Source organism: Pasteurella skyensis (genome assembly GCF_013377295.1).
Lineage (GTDB): Bacteria > Pseudomonadota > Gammaproteobacteria > Enterobacterales > Pasteurellaceae > Phocoenobacter > Phocoenobacter skyensis.
The window spans coordinates 1,089,933-1,110,162 of the sequence record NZ_CP016180.1 but is presented as its reverse complement, the minus strand read 5'-3'; the positions used below and the strand labels follow the sequence as shown (position 1 = coordinate 1,110,162).

15 protein-coding genes are annotated in these 20,230 nt (G+C 34.1%); 3 read left to right on the top strand and 12 right to left on the bottom strand.

The features are described from left to right. Window positions 1–55 precede the first annotated feature (55 nt). The 12 genes from A6B44_RS05430 to sucA form a co-directional block, all read right to left on the bottom strand. Window positions 56–1,081, bottom strand: coding sequence for a peptidoglycan-binding domain-containing protein (locus A6B44_RS05430; RefSeq protein WP_090921991.1), 1,026 nt, complete (start codon window positions 1,079–1,081; stop codon window positions 56–58). A gap of 190 nt (window positions 1,082–1,271) precedes the next feature. Further along, a complete protein-coding gene (locus tag A6B44_RS05425; RefSeq protein ID WP_090921989.1) occupies window positions 1,272–2,042 on the bottom strand; it encodes a Nif3-like dinuclear metal center hexameric protein in 771 nt (256 codons plus the stop codon). A 60-nt stretch (window positions 2,043–2,102) separates the two neighbouring features. Continuing rightward, window positions 2,103–3,812, bottom strand: a complete 1,710-nt coding sequence (locus A6B44_RS05420; protein ID WP_090921987.1) for a DUF3413 domain-containing protein — start codon at window positions 3,810–3,812, stop codon at window positions 2,103–2,105. A gap of 1 nt (window position 3,813) precedes the next feature. After that, window positions 3,814–4,038, bottom strand: a complete 225-nt coding sequence (locus A6B44_RS05415) for a YejL family protein (RefSeq protein ID WP_090921984.1) — start codon at window positions 4,036–4,038, stop codon at window positions 3,814–3,816. Window positions 4,039–4,153: 115 nt separating this feature from the next. Continuing rightward, a complete protein-coding gene (locus tag A6B44_RS05410; RefSeq protein WP_090921982.1) occupies window positions 4,154–5,113 on the bottom strand; it encodes an NYN domain-containing protein in 960 nt (319 codons plus the stop codon). Window positions 5,114–5,237: 124 nt separating this feature from the next. After that, window positions 5,238–5,909, bottom strand: a complete 672-nt coding sequence (locus A6B44_RS05405) for a DUF799 domain-containing protein (protein ID WP_090921980.1) — start codon at window positions 5,907–5,909, stop codon at window positions 5,238–5,240. Further along, window positions 5,909–6,277, bottom strand: a complete 369-nt coding sequence (locus A6B44_RS05400) for a DUF4810 domain-containing protein (protein ID WP_090921978.1) — start codon at window positions 6,275–6,277, stop codon at window positions 5,909–5,911. Before A6B44_RS05400 ends, A6B44_RS05405 begins: the two co-directional genes overlap by 1 nt. A gap of 10 nt (window positions 6,278–6,287) precedes the next feature. Next, window positions 6,288–6,953, bottom strand: a complete 666-nt coding sequence (locus A6B44_RS05395; RefSeq protein ID WP_090921976.1) for a CsgG/HfaB family protein — start codon at window positions 6,951–6,953, stop codon at window positions 6,288–6,290. Window positions 6,954–7,056: 103 nt separating this feature from the next. Continuing rightward, window positions 7,057–7,923, bottom strand: coding sequence for a succinate--CoA ligase subunit alpha (gene sucD, locus A6B44_RS05390; protein ID WP_090921974.1), 867 nt, complete (start codon window positions 7,921–7,923; stop codon window positions 7,057–7,059). After that, window positions 7,923–9,104, bottom strand: a complete 1,182-nt coding sequence (sucC, locus tag A6B44_RS05385; protein ID WP_090921972.1) for an ADP-forming succinate--CoA ligase subunit beta — start codon at window positions 9,102–9,104, stop codon at window positions 7,923–7,925. The genes sucD and sucC overlap by 1 nt, the downstream gene beginning before the upstream one ends. 314 nt (window positions 9,105–9,418) lie before the next feature. Next, a complete protein-coding gene (odhB, locus tag A6B44_RS05380) occupies window positions 9,419–10,627 on the bottom strand; it encodes a 2-oxoglutarate dehydrogenase complex dihydrolipoyllysine-residue succinyltransferase (RefSeq protein ID WP_090921970.1) in 1,209 nt (402 codons plus the stop codon). A gap of 22 nt (window positions 10,628–10,649) precedes the next feature. Then, on the bottom strand, window positions 10,650–13,463 hold the full coding sequence (sucA, locus tag A6B44_RS05375; protein WP_090921968.1) for a 2-oxoglutarate dehydrogenase E1 component: 2,814 nt from the start codon (window positions 13,461–13,463) through the stop codon (window positions 10,650–10,652). 201 nt (window positions 13,464–13,664) lie between these two features. Between sucA and A6B44_RS05370 the strand changes: the two genes are divergently transcribed. From A6B44_RS05370 to A6B44_RS05360, 3 genes are all read left to right on the top strand, one after another. Beyond that, a complete protein-coding gene (locus A6B44_RS05370; protein ID WP_090921966.1) occupies window positions 13,665–15,992 on the top strand; it encodes a DNA internalization-related competence protein ComEC/Rec2 in 2,328 nt (775 codons plus the stop codon). A 141-nt stretch (window positions 15,993–16,133) separates the two neighbouring features. Next, window positions 16,134–18,698, top strand: a complete 2,565-nt coding sequence (gene glnD / locus A6B44_RS05365) for a bifunctional uridylyltransferase/uridylyl-removing protein GlnD (RefSeq protein WP_090921964.1) — start codon at window positions 16,134–16,136, stop codon at window positions 18,696–18,698. Window positions 18,699–19,766: 1,068 nt separating this feature from the next. Next, window positions 19,767–20,072, top strand: a complete 306-nt coding sequence (locus A6B44_RS05360; protein WP_090921962.1) for a hypothetical protein — start codon at window positions 19,767–19,769, stop codon at window positions 20,070–20,072. The last annotated feature ends 158 nt before the right edge of the window (window positions 20,073–20,230 follow it).

Below are 20,230 nucleotides of genomic sequence, written 5' to 3'. Positions count from 1 at the left end.
CCATAAAAAAACGAGTCCTAATAATAGGACTCGTGTATCATCAATATTTAATTAATTAAAGACCAAGACTTTTTAACGTTGCTAAAGTTAATTGACCACTTGGTAAGTTATTAGCTCTTTGATATTTAATTACAGCTCTTAAAGTATCACGACCTAGTACACCATCAACTTTACCTGAACGGTAGCCTTTTTTGTTTAACGCAGTTTGTAAACGGCGAATAAGGTCTGGAGTTGTGTTTGTTTCACACAAAATTCCACGCCATTCTAAATGAGGTTTAGTTTCAACAACACGTTTTGTAATTGTTTTGTATTCTGCTGGAATAGGTGTTTTTACTGTTTCAGCTGGCTTAACTAACTTACGTACAGAAACGGTTTTATATTTCGCTGGAATAGTCACTTTTTGTGTTGTTGCTTGAGTGGCAACGATACGTTTTGTCACTGTTTTATATTTAGCTGGAATAATTTTTTTAACTGTTCCTGCTGGTGTTGCTAATACTTTTTTACTTACTGTTTTGTATTCAGCTGGAACTTCAACTAAACACATAATTTCACCCGTACTTTGATCGTACTTAGAAACAACATCACCATTTTTTGTGACTGTTGAGTAAGAATCTGAAACTGGATTAACACCACGCTTCCAAGTTGTATAAGCTGGTTTAACTAAGACTTTTTCTGTAACCGTTTTGTATTTAGCAGGCACTTTAGTAAGCACTTCTTGTGCTGGTGCAATTAATACTTTTTCAGTTACAGTTTTATATGTTGCAGGAATAACTTTTAATTGCGTGCTTGCTTCACTAATTAATACTTTTTCTGTCACAGTTTGATATTGAGCAGGAATAACTTGGATACTTTCTCCAGCTCCTTTTGCTAATACTTTTTCTTCTATTACTTTATAAGTTGCTGGAGTTAATACTCGAGCATAACACTCACCAGGTTTGGCTTGAGGAGGATACATATTACTGTCGTTAAATATGCCACTTTGTTGTTGAGTACCAGACGTTGTTTGCGGAGCCTTCTGCATTGTTGAACAGCCACTTAAAACCAATGTTGCAATGGTAGAAATTAATACAACTTTTTTCATAAATTACCTCTTTGCTGTTTAAACTTGCTTACAAATAAATAAAAAATATTGTATTTATTTGTAAACGGTGATTATATTGTATACTGTTTTTAAAAATCTGTCTAATTGTAGAAGAGATGTTAATGTCAAAGTTGTAAAATATTTCGTTTATTAACTAATCAATAACGAAGTAAAGGATGATTATTGTTTATTAAGCAGGGTTATCAATGTCAATAAATTCCACATCTAATTGATATTCTTGTGCTAGCCATTCACCTACTGCTTTAATTCCATCCCTTTCTGTGGCGTGATGTCCCGCTGCAAAGAAGTAGATACCTTGTTCTCGAGCTGAGTGGGTAGTTTGTTCAGAAATTTCTCCTGTAATAAAAGCATCAACGCCTTTCTGTGCAGCAAGGTCGATATAGTTTTGTCCGCCACCTGTACATAACCCAACGGTTTTAATGAGTTTTTGAGGATAATCAGTAATAAATTCATCACACAAAATAGGTGTACGGTGTAGCACTTTTTCAATACGTTTAGCTAGGGCAACTGCAGTAATGGGTGTTTCTAACTCACCATATACAGGAATAGAATAAGGAGAATCTTCCAAACCTTGTAAATTTGTTATACCTAATTTTTGTGCCAATTGAGCATTATTGCCCAACTCTGGATGAATATCTACAGGTAGATGGTAACCATATAAATTAATATTATTTACAAGTAACTGTTTGATACGTTTACCTTTCATTCCACGAATACAAGGTGATTCATTTTTCCAAAAATAACCGTGATGAACTAAAATTGCATCAGCATTACGTTTGATCGCTTCTTCAATTAAAGGCAGTGTTGCTGTTACCCCTGTCACAATTTTTTGAATATTCTGTTTTCCTTCAATCTGTAGGCCGTTAGGGGCGTAGTCGTTGATGGCATTACTGTTTAATTTAACGTTTAAAATGTGTTCTAGCTCTAAATTATTTAGCATAGTGTTGTGAAGCGGTATGATTTATTCAAGATTTTGCAAATTTTGAATGAGATCTACCCGCTATTTCTCCATAAATTGATTACTGTCACGAATAAGTTGTAAAAAGAGTGCCAGAGGTGCTTCTTTATTTTTTTGTTGTTTACCCTCAATATTGAAATATTTAAAGCGCCCTTTTTTAGGATTAATTTGGTATTGCTCACCATCAAGCATTATTGCCACTCGCCATTTATGATCTGCACTAGGTAGCCATTTACGGTTATTGGTCTCATTAAGGTTAATTCCTTGAGCATAATCTGAAATTGGATTTGTGACACCAAAAAATTGATTTAAGAGTGTTGGCATTATATCTAAATGGCTTGAAAGTTGTGAATAATCACCTTTTTCACCTTTCCAATACATCATCATTGGAATGTGTGAGCGTTTTTTATCAAATGAGTTATCTATTGTGAGATCTTCACCTAAACTTGCTGTAATAATGACAAGCGTGTTGGAGAGTTGATCCTGTTCTTTTAATGTATTCCACAACGTACCAATTTGACGATCTAACAGTTGTACTCTTTTAGTATAATTTATAGATTGAGGTAAATTGAGATCTAAATAACTAAAAGAAGGGTATTGATTACTTTTTTGTAACCATTTTTTCCATTGTTTAATAATATTATTATTGGATTTTTTTGCCATTACTTTCAATTTATTAAATAATGCCTGACGATAAATCGGGGCTTTAAATTCATTGGCAGAAAAGAGACCTAACTGATATTGATACTGTTGCAAGGTAGTAATAAGAGGAGAAGGTTGTTGTTCATTTAAAATAGAATCAACATATTGACCACTTAGTCCATAAAAGAGGTTTACTACACTTGCCATTGCAGTATTACCTGCTGTGTAATGTTGGTTAAAATATAATGAATTGGAACGGATATCCGTTAAATTAGGCATATTTGTTGCTGAAATAGCATCAGGACGTAATGTTGCAACATTTATGATCATTAAGTTAATTTTATGTTCAGGTTCATCCATTATTAATTTTGTTTTAGGATAGTTCAGATAAAAGGCTTCAGGACGACCGTGTTCTTTGATCTGTTGCTCTAAAACAGAATGATTTGCAAAACCATGCTTTTCAAAAAAGGTTTTTGCTGTCATTGGATAGGATAATGGGTAATTTGATTTTTGAGCTGTAATTGGTCGATATAATGTGACATCTGCCCACGCATAAAATAAATGTGTTGCAATGAAGCAAGTAATAAAAAAGAGAGCAACAAACTTACCCCATTTTTGACGTCCAAAGCGTCTTAATTTTCGCCATATCCAATAAGAACTTGCAATTTCAGCAATAAAAATAGCTAAAATTGGAATAATAAATTGCCAATGGCTTAAAAAATTTAAACCTTTAGGGCTGATAAATAACTCCCAGACGAGTGGAGATAAATGTAAATAAAGAGTACGAAATACTTCGGTATCGATCAGTAATAAAACCATTCCACCTGTTGCTAAAATAACGGAAATCACTCTGAAAGTCAGTTGATTTTTAATAACAAAACTCAGTGGAAAAAGTAAGAGTAAATAAACAGCAAAAACAACAAAGCTAAAATGTCCAAATAAGCTGATAAAAAAATACGCTTTCCCTAAAAAAGTATTTGGCCAGTCTGCATTAAAGGCATATCGAGAGGCGATAAATAAAACAATGCCAATATTAAACAGTGTGAACCAATGTCCCCACGTAATACGTTGAGAAATTGCTTCTGAGCGTTTTTGAAAAAATTTAAGCATACTAATGTTTGGTTATAAGTGAACTTTTTAGAGCTTGAGAGAATGTTTCTGCTAAATGCTCACGTTGTTGAGGTTCATTAATATTATTGAGTAAAATATTACTCACCATATTACCTAGCACCATTAATGAAAGATCGACAGGAGTGTGATTTTTTTCTAATACAGCGATTAATTCATTTAATAGTGTATCAACTTGATCGTCTTGATATTTAGATTTTATTGCCATAACTATTCTCATATTAGGAAAACTAAACTAGTTTAGTAATTAATTAAGGGAATGATAACATAAATTTGTAAATTTTTATGTAGATCTTACCGCTTATTTTATTGAGGTTATTTGTTTAGGAAGCCTTAATGCGCAAGCTGTCTTTTTCAATTTCTATATTATGTACAGTTTCTAATAATTTCTCAAAATTATCAAAGCCATACTCTTTGTAATCCCAACGGGGAGTGATATAGTTTTCGACAGTACTTACTTTTGACCAACCTTTTTTACTTTGAAACTTTTGAGTTGCTTTGTTGAGTAGTTGGATTAATTCACCATAAGGAATTTTACGACAATACATACGGTTTGCTTCATCATAATGAAATTGTAAGCTATCTAGTTTTTTAAGCATATTAGAAAGTTTTGCATATCCATAGCTACGAGGATCGAAATCAGACTGAGTTTGAGTTAAGTAATTACTAATATCTCCCATATATGCCCAGCCAGTATTATCATTTATACATTCTTTGATGGCTTTATAAAGTAGCGATTTTAAGGAACTCTCTATAATTTGCTGTGTTGTTGGGCGTGTTTTATTAGATTTTTCTGAGGTTGTTGGTTGTTCTCGTTCTCCTTCTTTTAATTCTTCAGTTACTTTTTCTTGTAAATTTTCTATATAAAAGAATCTATCACAAGCTTGACGAAATGCTTCAGGTGTAGTTTTACGTCCAAAGCCATAAACAGTTAATCCGCTTTCACGAACACGCATTGCAAGAGGAGTAAAATCACTGTCACTAGAGAGTAAACAAAAACCGTCAAATGTATCACTGTACAATAGATCCATTGCATCAATAATCAGTTGCATATCTGTTGCATCTTTACCTTTAGTATAAGCAAATTGTTGCACAGGAATTAAAGCGTGTTTAAGTAAATTATCTTGCCAACCTTTTAAATGTGAACTACTCCAATCCCCATAAATTCGTTTAGCACTTGCTACACCATATTTAGCGATTTCTGCCATAATTTCTGTTATAGCAGATGAAGGGGTATTATCTGCATCAATGAGAACAGCAAGTTTAGGTTGTGTATTGGACATTCTATATTCTCCTTTCATAAAAATATTTAAAATAAGAACATTTAATAATTATGGCATAACTTTTTTATATTTTGAAATCGTATGTATTAAAAAGGCTATAAAATTATAGCCTTATTTGGAAAGATTATTTAGCTTGTAGTTGAGGATCTTTTTGATAAAGAGGGTGTTTTGGACCATAGAGGATATTTCCACTATGTCCTGCATTAAATAATTGTGCAGTAGTTTGTCCAGCTACTTTATAACCCTGATCTGTTACACTATTAATAATTTGGTTAACCATTGCAGAAATTAAAACACCGAAGATGTTATTAGATTGGTCTCCATTGCTACTGGTAGCCACTTTAGCATTGCCAGACCATAACGATTTTCCTGATTTTAGATCAACTAAATTTGCTGTAGCTGAAACAGTGGTAACACTATCAAATACTTTATAGCTAGAACCATATTCATCTACTGTCATATACATAGCCGCATCAGCACCAAAAATTTGGTGTAATTTTTTTGCACTGACATTTTGAATATCATTGCCGTTTGTTACACCATTTTCTTTAAATAATTCATTCACCAATGTAACTGGAAATACGTAGTAACCTTTTTCTGCTAAAGGAACAGTTGATTGAGCAAGTACTGCAATATCTGCTTTTACTTCTGGTGAGTTATTTTTAGGTAGAACCAATAGGATTGATTTTGGACTACTATTTTGTAACGCTGAATAGTCATAAGGCTTTGACGTATTACTACAACCAGATAGTAAAATAATGGATAAAGAAGCTAACCATAGAGATAATTTTTTCATTATTTAACCGCTCCTTTTAGAGAATTATTTTTACGTTGTAAAAACTGAATAAAAGTGGCAGACTCTGGATAAAGAGTCATTTCTTTTTGGAAATAGTCTTGAGCCTTTTGAGCCATTCCTTGTTTTAATGAAATCAAACCTAAATGTGCATAAATGCCTGGACCAACTTGTTTACCTGATTCTTGAGCATTATTGATAATTTGTAGCATATTTTGTTGCTGTGTATCTAATGTGCTCTCATCATCATAATAAGAATAAACAGAATCAGAATAGTTTCCCCAATAATAAAGAGATGGGCTAGGTGATTGGCAACCAATCACCACAAATCCACAAAGCAATACAGGGAATATTTTTAATGTTTTTAACATCACTTTCTCCTTATTTACTTGGTGTCCATTGACCGGATTCAATGCCTTTGACTAAATTATTGACTGCTTCACGAATAGCTAAATCAAGTACTTTTCCATTTAGTGTTGCATCATATCCTGCAGTACCGCCGAATCCAATGATTTCACGATTTGATAAGCTGTATTCGCCTGCACCAAGAGCAGAGTAAACGACTTCAGAAGTATTCACATTTAGTACATTTAAAGCTACTTTTGCATAAGCAACTTGTTGCTTACCACGACCTAAGATACCAAATAGTTGGTGATCACCGACAGTTTTACGTCCAAATTCAGTAACATCACCAGTGACTACATACGTTGCACCTTTAAGATGCTGTTTTTTACCTCTGATTTTTGCTTCTTTTGCCATTTCTTTTAAATTAGCACGTTCTAAAACAGTAAAACGTCCTGTTTGTTGTAAATGTGTTAATAAAATTGTTTTTGATTGGTTACCCAAACGATCTGTACCATCAGAGAAGATGCCATTTTGATAGCTTGAACGATTGTTAAATTTACCTAATGCAATAGGAGATTTTTTTCCATGATAGGTTGTATTATAAGTGGCGACCTTCTGAGTTTCTACAACTCGAGATCCTTCAGTGGCACAGCCAACAAGAGTAAGGACTGAAAGTCCGATGATAGGTAGTAATTTTTTCATAAGTTTTCCTTAATAGAAATGAAATTCGAGTATAATATTAGATCATTTATTAATAGTCGTCTAGTAGATTAAGAGTTTATTTTTTAAGATAATAAAGTGCGCTTTATAATATTGAGTTAAGTTGTTTTCCAATATCAGTTAAGCTATTGATGGTTATAACGCCTGCATCTTTTAATGCTTTATATTTTCCTAAAGCAGTTCCTTTTTTACCATTAATAATTGCTCCAGCGTGTCCCATCCGTTTACCTTTTGGAGCAGTTACTCCTGCAATATAAGCAATAACAGGTTTAGTAATATGCTGTTTAATAAATTCAGCGGCTTCTTCTTCGGCTGTACCGCCAATTTCACCAATCATTACAATGGCTTCTGTTTGTGGATCTTGTTCAAAGAGTTTTAAAATATCAATGAAACTAGAGCCTGAAATAGGATCGCCTCCAATTCCAACGCAAGTAGATTGTCCTAATCCTGCATCCGTCGTTTGTTTTACGGCTTCATAAGTCAGTGTACCAGAGCGAGAAATAATACCAATTTTCCCTTTTTGATGTATATGAGCAGGCATAATACCAATTTTACATTCATCAGGTGTGATGACACCAGGGCAATTTGGACCTATCATTATTACATCACTTTGATTTAAGCGTTGTTTTACATCAAGCATATCCAATACAGGGATGCCTTCTGTAATACAAATAATGAGCTTAATACCACCATCGATTGCTTCGAAAATAGCATCTTTACATCCACTTGCAGGTACGTAAATAACAGAAACAGTTGCCCCAGTATTATTTACAGCTTCACGCACTGTATTAAAAACAGGAAGACCTAGATGAATTGTTCCTCCTTTGTTTGGTGATACACCACCAACAAGCTGTGTGCCGTACGCCAGCGCATCAGAGGAGTGTAACGTACCTTGACTACCCGTAAATCCCTGACAAATAACTTTACTATTTTTATCAATTAAAATTGCCATTATTTATTCATCTCCTCATCTTTCTTTGCAATATCTACGGCAAGCTGTGCGGCTTGAGTAAGGTTGGTTGCACTTATAATATTTAAGTTACATTCAGATAAAATATGATGAGCGATTTCAGCATTATTGCCTTCTAAACGTACAATGACGGGAATTTCAATTCCGATTTCATTGACTGCAGCAATAATCCCTTTTGCGATTAAATCACAACGTACAATGCCACCAAAAATATTTACTAAAATAACTTTAATATTAGGATCAGATAAAACAAGTTTAAAGGCTTCTGTTACTCGCTCAACTGTAATTTTGCCACCTACATCAAGAAAATTGGCAGGTTGACCACCAAAGGCTTTTAAGCTATCCATTGTTCCCATTGCAAGCCCTGCACCGTTGACTACACAACCAATATTTCCTTTTAAAGCGACATAATTTAATTGGTGATATTCAGCAATGACTTCTCGAGGATCTTGTTGTGTTGGATCATTCATTTTGTATAGTTCAGGTTGTCGATAAAGAGCATTATCGTCGACAATGATTTTTGCATCAAGGCAGAGTAAATCTCCTTGTTGTGTAATAACGAGAGGATTGACTTCTAGTAACGAAAGATCTTTTTGTTTAAACAATTTGATTAGTTGCATAAAAATGTGTGTAAATTGTTTAACTTGCTTTCCTGTTAGACCGAGTTGAAATGCTAACTCTCGACCTTGATAAGGCATTACCTCAATCAGAGGATCAATGGTGATTTTATAAATGACATCAGGATTAGTTTCTGCGATATCTTCAATATTTATGCCTCCCTCACTTGATGCAATAAAGACCATTTTTTGTAAAGAAGAATCAATGAGTACACTTAGATAAATCTCTCGCTCAATAGTAGCACTTTCTTCCACATAAATAGTATGAACAGGTAAACCTGTTGAATTTGTTTGATAAGTAACTAAATTTTTACCAAACCACTGTTTAGCAAAATTAGTGGCTTCACACTCATTGTTGACGATTTGAATGCCGCCTGCTTTACTGCGTCCACCTGTATGTACTTGGCATTTCATTACCCATTGTGAAGTAGCAATTTTATGTAAAGATTGTTTAATTTCATCAAGATTAGTACAAGGTACGCCTTGTGGTGTGGGAATATTATATTGATTAAGCAACTGTTTTGCTTGGTATTCGTGTAAATTCATTATGCCTGTCCATTTGTGATGATTTATCGTGAATATAGCGGTTACTTTAGCAGAAAATTTTGCAAAAATGAAAGGAGATTTTTAGTTTTTTATACTAATTAAATCTAGAATAAGGTTGTTAAGTATTATTTTCCGTTCTCGAACCTATCGAAGAGCGAATGATTACAAAGCACTTATACTTCGACAAGCTCAGTAACCGTGCTTTAACAAGCTCAATAGTTGTACAATACTGTTTGAGTTAAAAACTTAATTGCTTACTGGCATATAAAAAAAGCCCTCCTACATAGGTTGGAGGAGGGGGAGAAGAGGAGAAATTAAATATCTAATAATAGCCTTGTAGGATCTTCGAGTAAGTCTTTAATTGTCACTAAGAAGCCAACAGACTCTTTACCATCGATCAAACGATGATCGTAAGAAAGTGCTAAATACATCATTGGTCGTATAACGACTTCACCATTGATAGCAACAGGGCGATCTTTAATGGTGTGCATACCCAAAATTGCACTTTGTGGTGGATTTATAATAGGCGTAGACATAAGAGAGCCAAAAACTCCGCCATTAGTAATGGTAAAATTACCGCCCGTTAAGTCTTCGACGGTTAATTTACCATCTCGTCCTTTAATAGCTAATGCTTTAATTGATTTTTCAATATCTGCCATACTCAATTTATCACAATCACGAAGTACAGGAGTAACTAAACCTCGAGGAGTAGACACGGCAATACTTACATCAAAATAATTATGATAAACCACATCACTACCATCAATAGACGCATTTACTTCAGGATAGCGTTTTAATGCTTCGACAACGGCTTTAATATAGAAAGACATAAAACCTAAGCGAACATCGTGCTGTTGTTCAAATTTATCACCATAGGTTTTGCGTAGTTGCATAATAGGTTGCATATCTACTTCGTTGAACGTAGTGAGCATTGCAGTGGTGTTTTTCGCTTCTAATAAACGTTCTGCAATACGTTTACGTAAACGTGTCATTGGAACACGTTTTTCACTACGACCGCTATAAGTAACGGTTTCGAGTGGTTCAGATGGAGTTTGTGTTGTTTTTTGAGTAGCAAGCACGGTTTCCACATCACTACGAGTAATACGACCACCTACACCAGTACCTTTAATGTCATCACTATTAATTTCGTGTTCTGCTAACAGGCGACGAATGGCAGGGCTTTGTGCATTAGAGAGATGTTGATCATTTTCAATGGCGGCGGTACGACGATCTAATGGAGTAGATTCTGTTTTATCTACAGTGGCAGTCGTTAATTTACCGTCTTGACTACTTGATAATTTTCCAAGTAACTGCTTGCTGACAACAGTTGCACCTTCATCTTCAAGGATTTCTGTAATTACACCCGCTTTTTCCGCAGGTACTTCAAGCATTACTTTATCTGTTTCAATTTCTACAATGATTTCATCTCGCTCAACGCTGTCACCGACTTTTTTATGCCATGTAGTGACTGTGGCATCAGAAACAGATTCTGGTAAATCAGGAGTAAGAATTTCAATAGTCATAATATTTTCCTTTTTATCTCTTCTAAAGGGTTAATGCATCATCAACCAATTGTTTTTGTTGTTGTGTATGTAGTGCCATACTGCCGACTGCAGGTGAAGCAGAAGCTTCTCTACCAGCATAACTTAATGTCGATCCAGCTGGAATAGAGTCTTCAAAATTATGCTTACTACAGTACCACGCCCCTTGATTTTGAGGTTCTTCTTGACACCATACATAATCCGTAACGTGTTGATAAGATTCTAGAATCTGAACAATTTCTTTCATTGGGTATGGATATAGCTGTTCAATACGAAGAATCGCGACATCGTTTTGTTGATTTTTACGGCGTTGTTCTAAGAGATCGTAATAGACCTTACCAGAACAAAATACAACACGTTTTACATTTTTAGGATCGATATTATCAATTTCGTCGATGACATTCTGGAATGTACCATTTACTAGTTCCTCTTGTGTTGAGATGGCAAGAGGGTGTCGTAATAATGATTTTGGTGAGAGAACCACCAAAGGACGACGCATTTTACGCACAGATTGACGACGTAACATATGATAAACTTGCGCAGGCGTTGAAGGAACACAGACTTGTATATTATGCTGAGCACAGAGTTGTAAGTAACGCTCTAAACGAGCAGAAGAGTGCTCAGGTCCTTGTCCTTCATAACCGTGAGGGAGTAACATTACTAAGCCACACATACGACCCCATTTTTGCTCACCAGAGCTAATAAATTGGTCGATTACAATTTGAGCACCATTAGCAAAATCACCAAATTGCGCTTCCCAAATCGTTAATGTTCTTGGAGAGGTTATTGCATACCCATATTCAAAAGCAAGTACCGCTTCTTCGGAAAGAACGGAATCCCATACTTCAAATCTACCTTGACTAGAATGAATATTCATTAATGGAATATAGCCTGAACCATCTTTTTGATTATGAATAACGGAATGGCGATGGAAAAAAGTGCCTCGCCCTGCATCTTCTCCTGAAAGGCGAATATGAGTGCCATCATCAAGTAAAGTTGCGTAAGCCATTATTTCAGCCATACCCCAGTCAAAAGGTTTTTCCCCCTTTGCCATAGCGGTACGATCATTATAAATTTTTGCAACTCTTGATTGTGGTGTAATAGTATCAGGATAAGAAGATACTTTTTGAGCAAGAGTAACAAAACGATCTGCTGGGAATTGACTTTGATAAGGAGTATTCCAATCATGATCAAGGAATTGTACCCAATTGGCTTTTGTTTTATCCATTTTACGCCATTCAGGAACAACACGTTCACCATTATCGAGTGCGTCACGATACAGATTTACCATTTCTGTTACTTGTTCTTCTGTGACAACACCTTCTGCGATTAATCGATCCGCATAAATTTTACGAGGTGTCGGATGTTTTTTGATAATGCTATACATCATCGGCTGTGTTGCCATAGGCTCATCAGCTTCATTATGACCATGACGACGATAGGAAATGAGTTCAATAAAAATATCTCGTTTAAATAAAGATCTATATTCTACTGCCATTTGTGAAGCAAATGCCACTGCTTCAGGATCGTCACCATTAACATGAATAATAGGCGCTTGAATCATTTTTGCAATATCAGTACAAAATTCAGTTGAACGAGTATCAAGCGGATTAGAAGTCGTAAAACCAATTTGGTTATTAATCACAATACGAATAGCGCCACCAACAGTGTAGCCACGAGCATGAGACATATTTAAGGTCTCCTGTACTACTCCTTGACCTGCTAAAGCAGAATCACCGTGAACTGTGACTGCTAAGACGTTATCCTGTCCTTTATTCATTCGAGTTTGTCTTGCTCTCGTTGCACCAATGACAACAGGATTGACAATTTCTAAATGAGATGGATTAAATGCCAGTACTAAATGCATTAATTTTTCATCAGTGGCAAAATAGGAAGAGAATCCTTGATGATATTTTACATCTCCTGTTCGCTCTGTTGAATGTTTTCCTGAAAATTCATCAAAAAGCTCAGCGGTTTTTTTGCCTAATACGTTTACTAGCACATTTAAACGACCACGATGTGCCATTCCCATTGTGATATCTGATATGCCTTGATGACTTGCGTGGCGTATAATTTCTTTCATCATTGGAATAAACGCATCGCTACCTTCTAAGGAGAAGCGTTTTGCACCAGGAAATTTTGCCCCTAAATAACGTTCTAAGCCATCAGCAGCGGTAAGCTCTTCTAAGAATTTGATGCGCTCTTGAGGTGTGAAAAGGGGTTTTTGAAGAAGACTCTCCATTTTTGCTTGTAACCACGTTTTCTGCTCTTGATCTTGAACGTGCATAAATTCAAGCCCAATACTACCACAATAGGTTTCTTTTAGCTTTTGAGCCAATTCTCGTAAGGTGATTTTCTCTTTATTATAAGCAACGTGCCCAATAATAAACTCTTCATCTAAATCAGCTTCAGTAAAACCGTGATAACGGTAGTCTAATTCAGGAACAGAGGAGGTTTTCCAGCGGTAGTAGTTTAGAGGATCAAGATTAGCTTCTAAATAACCACGAAAACGGTGAGCATTAATAAACTGTAATATTTTTACCAGCTTCATTCCCATTTTTGGATCCATAACGGAATCCACATTAGATTGATTTGCTTTTGCTAAGCGTCGGAAATAATGTCGAATAGGGGAGTGAGCTTGCTCTGTAGTATCTGGTTGAAGTGCGGGTAGTTGATCGAAAATATCACACCAACTTTGTTCAATAGAAGTAGGATCATCTAGATATTGTTCATAAATATCTTCAATATAAGATTGGCTTGAACCATTAAATGGCGATGAACTTAACCAATCATTCAAATTTTTGTACTTAGTCTGCATAATGGTTTAAATCTAAATTAACGTTTTTAAGTAGTCTATATTATGCCTTAAACAAATTCAAAAAACTTAATTTCTTACAAAAAACACAACTTTTTAACAAAGCAAAAACAATTTTTGTGATCTTGATCGAATAAATTAGGGAATTTGAGGATAAATTTTGCATAAATTTGCATACTTGTTTGCAATTTATAAGAGAAAAAAATGAATTTAGATAAATTTTGTATTTTATTTGTGCTACTTCAAGTCGTGCTTTTATGGCTACCATTAGATTATTTTTCAATCATTATTGTTATGAGTGTGATAGTGGCAGTCGTGATGTTATGGCATAAAAAAAGATTATGGGGGCTTTTGGGATTAGTTATTGCAATGAGTTTTTATAATGTGCAACAAATTGCAAAAAATGCGGAGAATGTAACCGCTACAACGGTAACAAAGCCATTAAAAATCGTCAAAATTTTACATCAACAGGATTATAAAACGGCTATTGGAGAATTATATAATGGTAAAAGGCTTTATCTACAATGGCGAAATAATATACCGTTGAAATTAGAGCAGCATTATCAAGCGACACTTAAAATTCGTCCTATTTCAGGTCGTTTAAATCAAGGAAATTTTAATCGTCAACAGTGGTATTTTGCAAATAAAATGAATGGTATTGCTATTGTAAAACGTGCAAAACTTATTGATAAAAAATCGATGTTTGATTTTTCTATTAGAACAAAATGGTTAAATCATACTAAAACTCAAACGCAACATTTAGCCACTCAAGGGCTTATTCTGGCTCTTGGATTTGGAGAAAGAGCGTGGCTGACTGCATCTCATTGGCATATTTTTAAACAGACTACCACTGCACATTTGATTGCTATTTCAGGTTTACATATTGGTTTAGTGACGTGGTTAGGTTTTTGGTTTGCGAAACTATTGCAATATATTATTTTGTCTATCTTGAGTAAAACAAGCGGGTACATTGGTAAGAATTTTTGCAAAAAGTGTGTATTATCTTACCGCTTACCTCTATTATTAGGGCTATTCAGTGCTGTTGCATACTCTTTTTTAGCTAATTTTTCTATTCCAACCTTAAGAGCCTTACTTGCCATTAGTCTTATATTAATATGTCAATTAGCTCGGAGGCATTATACGGCAATGCAGTTGTGGTGGCGGATTGTTGCTGTATTATTATTTTGTTACCCGATCACCTTATTATCTAGTAGCTTTTGGCTTTCTATTTTAGCGGTATGGTGTTTAATCATTTGGTATCGTTATTTTCCTTTAAAACAGATAATAGACAATTTATCTTTTAAGTCTAACACCACGAATAATCCTTTTGTGCGTTTTATTATTGCAATCTTACATTTACAGTTGGGTATTTTGTTACTTTTTACCCCAATCCAATTTTATTTTTTTGAAGGAACCTCATTTTTTGCTTTTATCGCTAATTTAGTTATCGTGCCTTTTTACAGCTTACTTGTAGTTCCTCTCATTTTATTTTCACTTATAACCAATAACCTATTGAATACGTGGCACTTAGTGGATTATTTATTGCAAATGAGCCTTGCATTATTAAACCCTCTTGCAAATGATTGGATCATATTAAGTCAATATCAACAATGGCAAATTTTAACGCTTAACCTTTTGATCTTAATGGTGTTATATGCGTGGTTAAATCATAAATTAAAATTATTTTGGAAATATATTGGGTTGAATACCATTATATTTAACAGCTTATTTTATATTTATTTCTTTACTCAACCTAAAACACAATGGATCACGTTTGATGTTGGGCAGGGCTTAGCTAATGCTTTTATTTATCGAGAAGGCTTACGAACTCAGGCGGTGTTATATGATACAGGAGTCAGTTGGGGGAAAGGAAAGACTAAAAATTCAATGGCAAAATTAGAAATTCTGCCCTATTTAAAACGTAATGGCATTGATGTGAAAGGGATCTTCTTAAGTCACGATGATAAAGATCATTCAGGGGGGATTGTTGATATTTTAAATGAATATCCAAAAGCACGATTGATTTCATCCAGTTATCGTCAGTATGCCCATCGAAAAGCAGAAACCTGCGTTCAAGGAAAGCAATGGCAATTTGGTGATTTTCGTCTACAAAGTTACTATCCGATAGCGGTCACATTAAGAGCAAAAAATGCAAATTCGTGTGTCATATTAGTCACAATAAAAAAATTTAAAATACTGTTAACGGGTGATATTACTTATAGCAAAGAACCTGATTTTGCGCCACAAATAGGTAAAATAGATTTTTTACAAGTTCCCCATCACGGTAGTAAAACAAGTACCAGTCAGTTGTTACTGAGTAATACAATGCCTAAATTTGCAATGGTTTCTACAGGACGTTGGAATATGTGGCATTTACCGAATAAGAAAGTGATAAAACGTTTAAAAGATAATCAAATTAAAGTGTTAAATACGGCAAAAGAGGGAATGATAACGGTCAATTTTGATGATAAAAGTTATAAAATTCAAGTAGCAAGAGGGCAGTGGAGTGCTTGGTATAGTAAAATTTTTTGATATTTGAATAGCGCTAGTTGCCTTGTTTAGCCATTGAATGCCATCATCTTAATCGTACCAGTTTCACTTAGCATCTTGCCCTGTATGTTATATAGGATTATGATAGGGTATCTAAATGCCATTTGATCAGATATTAAAATAATGAATCTAACTGAATTAAAACAACAAATTACAGAATTTAATCAACAGCAAGATCGCCACTTTCCTGTGGTCGATACTCTGATGTTAGTACATCAACGAAGTGACTTTTACGATCAATTATTGCTTAAATTATGGAAAGCCTTTGAATTTGATAAAAATCCTCATTTAACGTTAATTGCAGTAGGGGGCTATGGTCGCCGTGAAATGTTTCCTTTATCGGATTTAGATATTTTAGTATTAACGAAAGAGGCGTTAGATGAACCTACTCAGCAGCAAATAAATGCCTTTTTTACATTGCTATGGGATTTAAAGTTACAAGTGGGTTCTGCGGTGCGTACTCTTGATGAATGTATAGAGTTAGGAAAAGCAGAAATTTCTATTGCGACCAATATGCTTGAAGGGCGTTTTTTAATAGGGGATAGCGGATATTTTTATCATTTTCTAGAACGTATTCATCAATCTGACTTTTGGGAGATTAAAGACTTTTTAGCTGCAAAAATAGCGGAGAAAAAGCAACGGTATAGACGTTACCATAATACTAGCTATAGCCTTGAACCAGATTTAAAACATAGTCCAGGAGGACTTAGGGATCTGCATTTATTAATGTGGGTGATGTTAAGGTATTATGGTGTGTATTCACTGTCTGAATTATTTGAACAGAAACTGCTTTTTCCAGAAGAGTATATTGAATTAGAAAATGCACAAGCCGTATTGTTCAAAATGCGTTTTGGGTTACATTTACAACTAAAACGCTATGATAATCGTTTAAGGTTTGATCGTCAATTACGATTAAGTGAGCGCTTGGGTTATCAGGGTGAAGGCAATCGACCAGTAGAAAAAATGATGCGAGCTTATTTCCGAGCGACGCAATCTATTGCTCAATTAAGTCATTTATTATTGGTTAACTTTGAAAAAACAGTCTTAAATTGTCGAAATCCTCAAGGTGAGAAAATAAAATTAGATCGCCATTTTTATCTACAAGATAACCTAATTTCAGGCACAGAGGATTATCGCTGTTTTGAAGATGATCCTTGTTCTATCTTAGATTTATTTTATCACTTAACTCAAATTCCAACGGCAAAAGCCAGTGTCTCCGCATTACGATATTTGCGTTTATCTATCAAAAAATTAGATTACTCACTCAGCGAATTACCAAAAGCAAGAGAACGCTTTATGCAACTTTTCTCACAACCTAACTTTGTTAAAAAAGCGATCGAACCAATGCACAATTTAGGTGTATTAACGGCATATTTACCTCAATGGCAAAATATTCAAGGTTTAATGCAATTTAATATGTTACATATCTACACCGTTGATGAGCATACTATTCGTGTAATGCAAACTTTGGAGAATTTATTAGAACCAGACAATGATATTTCCCCATTGTGTTCGCTGTTATTTCGTGAAAGTGAAGATCGCACAGCGATCTACGTAGCTGCCTTGTTTCATGATATAGCAAAAGGTCGCAGTGGTGACCATTCAGAAAAAGGGGCATTAGAGGTTTATCAATTTGCTAAATTGCATAATCTCAGTGAGGAGCGTACCAAATTAATAATGTGGCTGGTGGCGGAACATTTGACGATGTCGATGACTGCGCAACGGCGAGATATTTACGACCCTGATGTGATCACAGAATTTGCAAAAACAGTGGGAAATCAGACCGCTTTATCGGCATTACTTTGTTTGACCTATGCGGATATGTCCTCCACCAATAAGACTTTTTGGACACAATGGAAATCACAGCTTTTTAATCAACTTTTTAAACTCACTCAACAACAGCTGATTATAGGAAATGAACATCCTGTAGATTACCAACAAGTAGGATTATTAAATCAAAATAAAGCACGAGAGCAGTTACAAGAAATATATAGCAAAACACAAATGCAATTAATAGAAGAGTATTGGAAGAACTGCCCAATAAGCTATTTTATACGCCATTCCACAGCACAATTACAATGGCATATTGAAGGATATTTAAAAGCGGAGCAAGCATTGCCTTTAGTGTTAGTCACTAATAATAATCATCACAATATTATTGAAGTATTTATTCATTGTAAGGATATGGCACGGCTATTTTCTAGAATTGCACATTTATTAAGTAAAAAGAAAATGAGCATTTTATCAGCGCAAATCTTAACCAATAATAAATTGGTTTTTGATAGTTTTATTGTTTCAGAATATGATGGAAAAGCACTTTCAGATATTCGCTGCGAACAGTTGCAAAGCGTGTTATCAGATGTTTTATCTCACTCTCACCAGCACGATTTTGAACTTATTAAAAAACCAGTGAGATTTGATGCTTTTCACCATAAAACAGAGGTCACATTTTTAGAAAATGCACGTTTAGATCAAACAGAGTTTGAATTTAAAAGCTTGGATCGAGAAGGATTATTGGCACATATGAGTGAAATTTTTAATGAATTAAATATACAATTACTCAATGCAAAAATCACCACGATAGGCGAGCGAGTAGAAGACTTTTTTGTGGTGTCCAATGCTGAAAATAGAGCGTTATCTGAAGAGCAAAAACAGCATTTAAAAGATCGCTTATTGGAGGAGTTTTAAAAAACGCAGGACAAGATCATATTTTAATTAGAGCAAGAATAATTCTTAATATTTTGTAAAAAATCAATAGATTATATGAGTTAATGTAGATACTATTTTAACACATGTTCGTTATCAAGATGATGAATCTAACAATGACCAATAATGAAATAGGAGGTTATAGTTGGACATATTGGAGAAGATATAACTGTGATATGAGAGAACCTGATGTGTACATTACTACGGTAAAATTCCCACAGCCTATTTGTTTTACATCGGAAGTCTCAGAATGAAAAAATTATTTTTACTCATCATATTATGCTACAAATACCCTTTTGTAATAGCGAATATGGAAACTATTTATCCACCTTATCAGATCGATAAACAGGTAAAGCAAGTAGGACTGATACAACTAAGGCGTCTATGGATTGGGTAAAAGAGAATAAAATATATCTAAGAGAGAATAATATACTTGTAATGGTTATTGGCGGTTCAAAATCATTGGTTAAGCAATTAAATAGTAGGTATTAAGGTGTATTATTTGATGCTGAGTAAAGCCTAAGATGTACCTTTCTTTGACTCGAAAAATTAAATATTAATACATTATGATACAAAAATGATTTGTTTACAAATTATGTGAATGAAACGTATATTATTTCTTGATTAATAATGGGATAAATGGTTGATTTTTAGCTAGGATTATATCTAAAATCTAATTTTAAGCTACTATTTAATAAGCTGTGTAAGTTCTAAAAATAGGTTTCGAGGTGTAGCTTATATGCAAAAATTGTCATATTTCTATATATTTTTATATTATATAGTTATCAGTTGTTGATATGTGCAAATCATAAACTAATATAGTTTATTTTGAATTGAAAAGGATATTAAATGCCTAAATTTTAAATACTTCTTTATCATTGTACATACCTTCCCTCAACTTAGTTAATATTGTGTTATTGAGAAATAAAGGACAAAACTAAAGCTATTTTTTTCATTATTTACTTGAGTTATTTCAAAATAGAGTTATTATAACTACTCTAAATAAGATAGAATTTGATATGTTGATTAATAACTGAATTAAGTAAAGTTATGAAACTAATATTAAAACTAACGATCCTTCTACTAAGCATTATTTACAGTGGTCAAATAATTGCTCATAATGTTCCCAATACGAATCCTGAAGATATTTTTAAACGCTCCGAGCAAAGGCAACAAAGTATTAATCAAAAATTAATGCCTAATATGGACACACAGGGAAGTTCATTTTCTGTTATTACACCAAGTAGTGATGTTTATCATTCTACAGTTTGTTTTCCGATAGATAAATTAAGAATTAATGTTCTAGATGTCCTGTCCGCACTACGGACAGCTCTTTCTTTAACTATGATTGAGTGATTTTTAGTCTAAATCTGCCTGCTTTTTTATAAATTAAGCAGGCGATTTTTTATTTCTAGCAAATTTTTTTAGATTTTAATCACTGATTTTTAAAAGTTACTTTAAAAACCTAAATTTTAACTATAATTATACCCTGTTCTCTGCGGACAGTTAAAATT